This is a genomic window from Lyngbya sp. CCY1209, assembly GCF_035615495.1.
Lineage (GTDB): Bacteria > Cyanobacteriota > Cyanobacteriia > Cyanobacteriales > Microcoleaceae > Limnospira.
Genome location: NZ_JAJENU010000435.1, coordinates 1 through 2,252 on the forward strand (window position 1 = coordinate 1; position 2,252 = coordinate 2,252).

Here is a 2,252-nt window from a genome sequence, read left to right on the forward strand (position 1 = left end):
TCTCCGGGTCGGTTGAATGGGGTATTATTCAAACAGCAACTCCGCCGCCTGTTCCACCCGGGCGATCGCATCCACGCAGCGGGGCAAATTGGACAGGGGGACGATCGCCTGTCCGGGAAAGCGATCGCCCGGAATTTCCCGACCGGGTTCGGCTCGGTTGTGGAGGATATAATTTTGGGCGATATCTTTATTTTCCACCGCCCGGATCAGCCGATCCGCCTCCGCGAGCACCGCCTCCCGGTTCTGCACGACGCCGATAAATTCGGTATATTCCGGGTCTTGCAGGTGTTTCTGGGCCTTCACCACCCGCTGGCGGAGCGATCGCAGCCTTCCCATAAACTCCACCCGCCCCAATACATCCTGATACTTGATCCACAGCTTGAAAATCCAAGCCAGCCAGTCGCTCATCGCTGTGGGCACCTCCAGAAACCGCAGCAGGTGGCCGGTGGGCGCCGTATCCAAAATTATCAAATCTTGGTCGCCGCTTTCGAGCAACTCCATCACCTCCACCAGGGACAGCATCTCGTCGAGTCCCGGCAAGGACTGGGAGACGATCCGCCGCCACGCCTCGGGGCCGTAGGCCAATTTCAGGGAACTGGACTCGTCCGAGTCCCCCCCCATCATTTCGGCCAGTTCCCACAGGTAATCTTCGCGAAATCGGTCCAGAACCCGGTCGGGGTCAATTTCCTGGCCTTCGAGGTTGTCCGCGATCGCGATCGCCCCGTGTCCCAAAGACTGCCCGAAGGCGTCCCCGAGGGAGTGGGCCGGGTCGATGGAGACGATGCGGATGTGGCGATCGGGGTGTCGGTGGGCCATCCCCCAGGCGATCGCCGAGGCGACGGTGGTTTTCCCCACCCCGCCTTTACCGCCGACGATCAGCAACCGCCGCCCCACCGCCAGAAAGTCGGGGAATTTGGGGGCGTCGGGGAAAGTGGCGGTTGGCGGCATTTGACTCGTCGCCTCCGCTTCCACGGCCCATTTCTCCTCCTTCCCCAGCAATTCCGCCTTGGAAAATAGGGCATCGAGGGATTGGACCCCCAAGGGTTCTTCGGGGAGTTCTGGGACGAGAAATAGGGGTTTGTCCCCGGCGAGTTCGACGAATTGGGCGAGGAGTTGTTGCTGTTCCCGGTAGCGATCGCCGTCTTGGGTTTCGGAGACGATGTGGTTGACGAACAGCCCCCCCACGGGGATTTTCAGGGTTTCGAGGGCGTCGAGGAAGCGTTGGGTTTCGACCCAACTCATCGGTTCCGGGATGGCGACGGCGAAGCAGGCGGTGTGGGCTGCGTCTTGCAGCCGATTTCGCCCGGAGGCGAGTTGGTCCCGCATTTCTTCCAAAAAGGTGTCCGCCTCGTCGCGGCGGTGTTGTCCGGTCAGGGAGCGGCCGATGGTGCGATGTTTTTCCTGGAATAGCTCCAGGGATTCGAGCAGGTTGTCCAAAAAGTCCATCAGCCCGAACAGGTTGAGGGCGTGGCCGCTGGGGGCCATGTCCACGACGACGCGATCGACGGCGTTTTCGTCGAACAGCCGCTGGATTTCCAAGAGTCCCATCAGTTCGTCCACCCCGGGCCATTCCAGGTCCCAGACGGGGGTGAGATCTTCCCCTTCGACGAAGGAGCCCCGTTCCACCAGGAGTTGCAGGGTGTCGCCGTAGCGGTCCTTGAAGTCCTTGAGGAGGAGGTGGGCGTCGAGAGCCCGGACCTGTAGGTTGGGGAGGGGAACAAAATCGGAGCCGGCGGCGACTGGGAGAGCGAGATCCTCGACCTGCATTTGGAGGACGTCTCCCAAGGAATGGGCCGGATCGGTGGACAGGAGGAGGATGCGATCGCCGGAAAATTGTCGCGCCCAGTGCAGAGCCAACCCGCAGGCCAGGGTGGTCTTACCCACCCCCCCCTTACCGCTAAATAAGGCCAAACTGAGATTGGGGAAATCTGGCATAAATTTCTATCGCCGGGACATCAATTGCATCTCATTTTTCATCCGCGATCGGTTTTGGAAAGTCGGACGCAGCACCGGACTTTTGTCGCCCTCTCCGAGTCCTGAATCCCCCGTTTTGTGCCCCGAGTATTTTTGACAATCCGACTTGTGCCAATTATCAAAACGCGCTGGTGAGGGCTGGTGGGGCGATCGTCGGGAAATCAAGTCTTTTGAGCGTCCTAAACCCCACGGATGCGGGTTTCTCACGTAAAACTCCTGGGAGGGTTGGAAGCTCCGTGATTGATCGCGGAGAGGAAAACCGACTCAAGCGGCTTTAG

The 2,252-nt window shown here is 60.2% G+C and carries 1 protein-coding gene; it reads right to left on the minus strand.

Annotated features, from left to right (window positions below):
• Positions 1-24: 24 nt before the first annotated feature.
• Positions 25-1,935: an ArsA family ATPase gene (locus tag LKE08_RS13290; protein WP_324704713.1), complete on the minus strand. Its 1,911-nt coding sequence runs from the start codon at positions 1,933-1,935 to the stop codon at positions 25-27.
• Positions 1,936-2,252: the final 317 nt, after the last annotated feature.